Source organism: Moraxella lacunata, from assembly GCF_002027545.1.
GTDB classification, from domain to species: Bacteria; Pseudomonadota; Gammaproteobacteria; order Pseudomonadales; family Moraxellaceae; genus Moraxella; species Moraxella lacunata.
Window position 1 is genome coordinate 1 of the sequence record NZ_MXAN01000130.1, and the last position, 6,632, is coordinate 6,632.

The 6,632-nt window shown below is 40.7% G+C and carries 6 protein-coding genes; 1 reads left to right on the forward strand and 5 read right to left on the reverse strand.

Annotated elements, in window-relative coordinates; translation table 11 throughout:
- Positions 1–97 precede the first annotated feature (97 nt).
- The 4 genes from B5J94_RS13590 to B5J94_RS13610 form a co-directional block, all read right to left on the reverse strand.
- On the reverse strand, positions 98–520 hold the full coding sequence (locus B5J94_RS13590) for a surface-adhesin E family protein (protein WP_062500494.1): 423 nt from the start codon (positions 518–520) through the stop codon (positions 98–100).
- Positions 521–671: 151 nt separating this feature from the next.
- Positions 672–2,246, reverse strand: coding sequence for a reverse transcriptase domain-containing protein (locus B5J94_RS13595; protein ID WP_062500497.1), 1,575 nt, complete (start codon positions 2,244–2,246; stop codon positions 672–674).
- Positions 2,247–2,574: 328 nt separating this feature from the next.
- The gene (locus B5J94_RS13605) at positions 2,575–4,110 is read right to left on the reverse strand and encodes a catalase (protein WP_062500503.1); all 1,536 of its coding nucleotides are present in this window, start codon (positions 4,108–4,110) and stop codon (positions 2,575–2,577) included.
- A gap of 334 nt (positions 4,111–4,444) precedes the next feature.
- Positions 4,445–5,191, reverse strand: a complete 747-nt coding sequence (locus B5J94_RS13610) for an epoxyqueuosine reductase QueH (protein ID WP_227514682.1) — start codon at positions 5,189–5,191, stop codon at positions 4,445–4,447.
- A gap of 96 nt (positions 5,192–5,287) precedes the next feature.
- Here B5J94_RS13610 and iscX point away from each other — a divergent pair, with 96 nt between their 5' ends.
- Positions 5,288–5,488: a Fe-S cluster assembly protein IscX gene (iscX, locus tag B5J94_RS13615; protein ID WP_062500506.1), complete on the forward strand. Its 201-nt coding sequence runs from the start codon at positions 5,288–5,290 to the stop codon at positions 5,486–5,488.
- 250 nt (positions 5,489–5,738) lie between these two features.
- Here iscX and B5J94_RS13620 read toward each other — a convergent pair whose 3' ends face one another.
- On the reverse strand, positions 5,739–6,587 hold the full coding sequence (locus B5J94_RS13620; RefSeq protein WP_062500509.1) for an SPFH domain-containing protein: 849 nt from the start codon (positions 6,585–6,587) through the stop codon (positions 5,739–5,741).
- Between the last annotated feature and the right edge of the window lie 45 nt (positions 6,588–6,632).

The following is a 6,632-nucleotide window of genomic DNA, read 5'->3' on the forward strand; positions in this document are numbered from 1 at the left end:
ATTCAATTTTGTTAGCTGTACATCCAAAGATATATGGTAATTAACAATACCGTTTCATCAAGTTTACAAAAATCCGCTTTATAAAAAGCGGATGTTTTTACCGCCCTGCTTGCGAGCAGGCATAATCAAGTTTGCCCTCGCCTACGGTATCAGGAACCGCTCTCGTCCAGTCTTTTGATGAATGCGTGGATACATAACGTTTGAAACTGTCAACAGAATTACTTTGCTTATCATAATAAATAACATAATCAAAGTCTGATTTACGAGCAACGCAGTCATAATACGAAAAAGCTCTCGTTTGCCAGTATTTCTTGCCATTACTAAGCTCTTGGGCTTGGTGATAATCTCTCTTAACCCAAGCGGTGATATAAGTACCGCCCCCAGTAAAGTAATGTGTCTGAATGCTATCACGGTTAATGTGGTAAATAAAGTTGCTCGTGCTGCCTATGTCCACCCAGTTGGTGGCATGAACGGATAGGGGTGATAGAGCGATGAGTGTGGCGATGAGCAGTTTTTTCATAGATATCCTTGTGGAAACAATCGTATTATTATACCAATATTTTCATAATATACAATTTTTTTAATTATTTCTTAAAATTAAAAAATTATCAGGGCGAACTGTAATTCACCCTTATGCATTTAAGACTTTCAAAAATTCCAAAGGGCAGTTTTTATTTATTTATGCGTGCATTAAGTATCTTCCAATGGTTTTTGAGTTGGTATTTAATTCTGCTATTCGTCAAAATTTGGTCTGCTCTCATTGCATAGCCAATAAAGTTACCCCAATTTTTGCGTTTTGAAGGCTTCCATTTATTTTTGGTTTTGCCTACTCTTGCTGGCTTGGCTCCAATGTATGAATATTGTCGATAAAGTCTGTTTTTAAAAATCTTGCCTTGCGTATCATTTCTGATGTGATTGGCATAAAAATGACATCTACGCACACCCATACTCATTTTGCGATAATAATTAGCAAGTGCAGAATTTTTGAGATAGACGTGCTGTCCATTAAACGAAAAACCTAAATATTCAAATTTCTTCTTGTGGCTGTTGTGATTAATTTTTCCATTAAATTCCTGCAAGCAAGTTATTTCATTATTGCCATTTAGTTTAAAATAAAATATTTGTGTCTTTTTGGGGTTTATATTCAACTTAGAAATACTCTTTATTTTTGTTTCAAACAACCCTAAAACTTCATCTTTATGGTCGATTGGGCAGATGACAACCATATCATCAGAATATCGTCTATAAATACCACCTATTTCTTGAATTTTATGATGAATTAGTTCGTCAAATTCTAGCATATAGATATTGGCTAAGGTTGCACTGATTGAAGAGCCTTGACAAATACCATAATTTTTTAATTTTTTTTGATTGGTTATTGTACATTTTTCATATTTGTTGTTTTGTATTAGACCTGATTTTCTTATTTTTTGAATGTCTTTTAATTCACAAAAAGCAATTGCATTTTGATTTCTAAGGTATTCCAATTTTTTAATTGGCTTTTTCCTTATGTTGCCCGATTTACTTTTTACAATTATCTCATTTTGAAATAATTGAAATAAGTCATTTGCTTTCACATAAGAAAACTTGGTAATAGCCTTATAAACATTATAATGGTCATCTGGTAAATTTGTCTTTTTTATAATATTTTCCCATGCCTTTTTTAGAATTTTATGGTCTAGGTTATCAAAAAATTGTTCGATGTCAAAAGCTATCACCGCAATTTCTTGATGTTTTTGGGTATATTCACGAATGTACTCAAAAACGTCATTGGCAAAATCAATATTGCATTTTCCAATATCTTTACCAGTCTGATTGCTGTTATTTTTTGGTATTTTTCTATAAGCAGTAACAACTTCTGTTAGACCCTTTTGTTTAAGAACGCATTCATAATTTTGGGAAAGTAGGTGTGAATAGTATGCAAATATATTTGCATCCCAGTGATTTGCGTAATAAATATTCCTTACTTTTTTCTTTTGGTGTATTCTTTTGCCATTATGTAGGAGATTTCCGTCACCATCGTACCCTTTACGAAATTTGGGCGTGATGATTTGGGTATGAATGAAAGGGCAGAAAGCGTGATTTTTGATATTTTCTGGATTTGTTATGTAGTTAATTACTTTATTGCAGTCTTTCTGAGTGATTGGTAGTCCGATATGTGGATAGGACTTTACTTTAAACCAAAGATTTTTTTCTTTCATAATCAAAAAAAGGAGATAAAAAGTTGGAGTAAGCGGGGTACGCATTAAGGATTGAAAAAGTGTGCCGAAACGCCATTATGAGAAATGGCACCCCAATTTAGTAGAATGATAGCAATCATGCTCATAACAATGGAATATATAGATATGCCAATTATTGATACTTACATAATGCTGAGATTTATGCGACGCTTGACATTTATGACAATGCGTTGTATAAAGCTACTCCATACTAGCTATCTAGTATGCAATTTTTTTATCGACAAAAAAGACTTAATCAATCTGCTACTTACTCCTTTATTTATTATATCAAAACAAACAACAAAAAACCACTCTATCCAGAGTGGCTTTTATCTTTAAAATCAACCAAAACCGCTTACGCCTTTGGTGGCAAACAGCTCGCCAAATGTTTGGCGGGGTCGGTATCATACGCTTTAATGGCGTCTTCTACCGTCATGCCCAACGCCTTGGCAACGCCCATACCGTAATCAGGGTGGCAGGCGTGGCAGTTGCGGATATGACGGTATTTGATGAAGTCCAACGCATCGCCCATTGCTCCTGCGGTGTTGTCAAACAGGGCTTGTTTTTGCTTATCAGTCATGAGATTAAACAAGGCTCGTGGCTGGCTAAAATAATCGCTGTCATCTTCACGAAAATCCCACTGCTTGGCATCGACACTGATTTTTAGGGGTGGCTCGGCGTATTGGGGCTGTTCTTGCCATTGTCCAAAGCTGTTTGGCTCATAGTGCGGACGTCCGCCATAGTTGTCGCCCACTCGCCCTTGACCGTCTCTGTGGTTTGAGTACACAGGGCAACGTGGGGCGTTCACAGGGATTTGGTTGCGGTTTACGCCCAAGCGATAACGCTGTGCATCAGCATAGTTAAACAGGCGAGCTTGGAGCATACGGTCAGGCGACACGCTGATACCGGGTACGAGATTGCTTGGGGCAAAGGCGGATTGCTCCACGTCCAAAAAGAAGTTTTCTGGATTGCGATTTAGCTCAAATTCGCCCACTTCAATGAGCGGAAATTGTTTTTTTGACCAAACTTTGGTCAAGTCAAAGGGGTGAAAATCCACTTCTTCTGCCATTTGCTCAGGCATGATTTGTACGTACATTTTCCATTTTGGGAAATCACCACGTTCAATGGCATCAAACAAATCACGCTGATTGCTCTCACGGTCTTTGGCGATGACCGCTTCGGCCTCGCTATCGGTTAGGTTTTGGATACCTTGCTGAGTGCGAAAATGGAATTTAACCCAAAAACGCTCATTATCAGCATTGATAAAGCTATACGTATGCGAGCCAAAACCGTGCATATGGCGGTAAGACTTAGGAATGCCACGGTCGGACATGACAATGGTAACTTGGTGAAAGGCTTCGGGCAGTAGTGTCCAAAAATCCCAGTTGTTGGTCGCACTACGCATATTGGTTTTGGGGTCTCTTTTGACCGCTTTGTTTAGGTCGGGGAATTTTCTGGGGTCTCTTAAAAAGAACACAGGCGTGTTGTTGCCGACCATGTCCCAGTTGCCTTCTTCGGTGTAAAATTTTAGGGCAAAACCACGAATATCACGTTCAGCGTCCGCCGCCCCACGCTCGCCTGCTACGGTGGTAAAACGGGCGAACATTTCGGTTTTTTTGCCGATTTCGCTAAAAATCTTGGCACGGGTGTATTTGGTGATGTCATGCGTTACGGTGAACGTCCCAAACGCTCCTGAGCCTTTGGCGTGCATACGGCGTTCTGGAATGACTTCACGGGCAAAGTCGGCAAGTTTTTCGTTGAGCCACAAATCTTGGGCAAGCAAGGGGCCTCTGGCACCTGCGGTCAATGAGTTTTGGTTATCAACAACAGGGGCTCCGTTGCTCATGGTAAGGGGCGTGCCTGAGTAGGGGCATTTTGGGGTATCGGTCATGATAAATCCTATGGTTACGGTGTATTACAATATCAGGGTATGACAAAACAAGTATAACAAAGCAGGGCAAGCTTGTCGGTTAGCGTATGTAAACAATAAAAATGACACTCATTGCCAACTTAGATTACTAGCTTGAACTTTGCTTTGCTTGGTTTGTCAATCTATGGGGTTATTATAGGCAGGATTGATGATTTGGTAAATTATAATAATTTGATGTTTTGATTTGATTTTTTAAATTGAAAAAACTTGATGAATTTTAAATGATGATTGATAAAATTTATTAAAAGGCACAAAAAAGACCGTCATCAAACGGTCTTTTGGTGTTATGGCTTATTTATTCGTCATCATCCCCATAATACTTCACCCCGATTTTAATGGGTTCACGCCCTTGGCTACGGCGAAAATTATTGGTGTCACGGAGCGAATAAGCACAGCCACAGTATTCTTGTTGATAAAAATGCTCACGCTTGCTAATCTCAATCATACGGCTACTGCCACCGCCTTTACGCCAGTTAAAATCCCAATAATCAAGACCCTCATAAGGGGCAACGGCACGGTGTCCGCAGTCGTTGATTTGAGCCATGTTTTTCCAGCGGCTGATACCAAGCGAGCTTGTCATCACAGGAAAGCCATGCTCGTGGGCGTATAGGGCGGTGCGTTCAAATCGCATGTCAAAACACATGGTACAGCGTCTGCCACGCTCGGGGTCTTGCTCCATGCCTTTGGCACGAGCGAACCAATTATCCATGTCATAATCGGCGTCAATAAACGGTATGCCGTGCTTTTCGGCAAAAGCGATGTTTTCGTTTTTGCGAATCTCGTATTCTTTTTTGGGGTGAATGTTGGGGTTATAAAAATAAATGGTAAACTCAATGCCACTGGCAAGCATGGCCTCCATGACCTCGCCTGAGCAAGGGGCACAGCATGAATGCAGTAGCACTTTTTTGTGTCCGTTTGGCGGGGTCAAAATCTCACGGTCAATCGGCGTTAGGTGCGGATTGGTGGGGTCAGCTTTGGCGATTTGTGGTTTGCCTTTACGTTGATTTTGGTTGGGATTGGGGGTGTGGGTCTGTACGCTCATAATTTAACAATGATAAATAAAAATGGCGATTATTATAGCATTGGTTTAAAATTTTTGCTAAAATTTGTGTAAACTTATCTCTAAAAAAGGTTTTTTATGAAACTCAACTGGCACGACAGCTTAGACATCGCCATTGCCCTTGCCGAAAAGCACCCTGATGTGGACGTACAGTACATTCGTTTTACCGACTTGCACCGCTATGTGTGCGAGCTTGACGGCTTTGTGGGCGAGCCTGATAAATCTAACGAAGCGATATTAGAGGCCATTCAAATGGCGTGGCTTGATGAGTTGGATTGATAATTTAAAAGATAACTTAAAAGATAATTTATGGGTGTATCATACGCCTTTTATCTTTTAAAACTTTATCTACAAATAAAAAGCGGTCATCATCACCGCTTTTTGTTTTTATAGCCAATTAACTCCAATTTGCACCAATGTTAAATTTTAAAAAATTCATTGGTTGTATGNNTTTAAATGAAAAATCTTATTAATGCGTCATACGCATCTTACTGCCATTGGTGCGTTTTGAAGTTGTATGATTATAAAATCAACCCTTTAACTTATCGCCCACCAGTCCCTTGACGGTGTTTAGAATGTCGGCAGGCAAGACAACGGTTTTGGCATTGTCAGACTGTGCCATGTCGTTCATTGCTTTGATGTACTGCTCGCCAAGCAAGTACACAACAGGCATTTCTTTGCCGTCCATCGCCGATGAGATAAGACGAATGGATTCTTCGGAACCTTTGGCAAGCACTACCTGAGCTTCGGCATCACGGCGAGACGCTTCCAATCGTCCGTCCGCCTCCAAGATGGCCGCCTGTTTTTGTCCGTCCGCTCGTGTTACCATCGCACGGCGTTGGCGTTCGGCAGCCGCTTGCTCTTCCATCGCCAGTTGCATGGTGTGGGACGGTTTGATGTCTTGGATTTCCACCGTTTTTAGGGTAATGCCCCAGTCGGCGATGTCGTCTGAAATGGCGTGTTTGAGTTGGGTTTTGATTTGGTCTCGGCTTGATAACGCACTGTCCAAATCCATCTCGCCCACGATAGAACGCAAAGACGTTTGCACCAGATTGCGAATGCCGTATTCATAGTCTTCAATGCCGTATACCGCATATTCTGGCTTGATGATGTTAATGTACGCCACCGCATTGGCGATGATGACCACGTTGTCTCGGGTGATGACTTCTTGGCTGGGAATGTCAAGCACGATGTCTTTGGTCGTGATTTTATAAGCGACCGTATCAACAAAGGGAATGATAAAATTTAAACCCGGCTCTAAGGTCTGATGATATTTCCCCAATCGCTGAACCACCCATTTGTAGCCTTGTGGCACGAGTCTGACACCCTTAAAAACGGTAAAGACGACAAACGCCACCAAGACAAATAACACTTCCATAATAAGCCCCTATCTAACAATTATCTAAATTAAATCTCTTTCCAA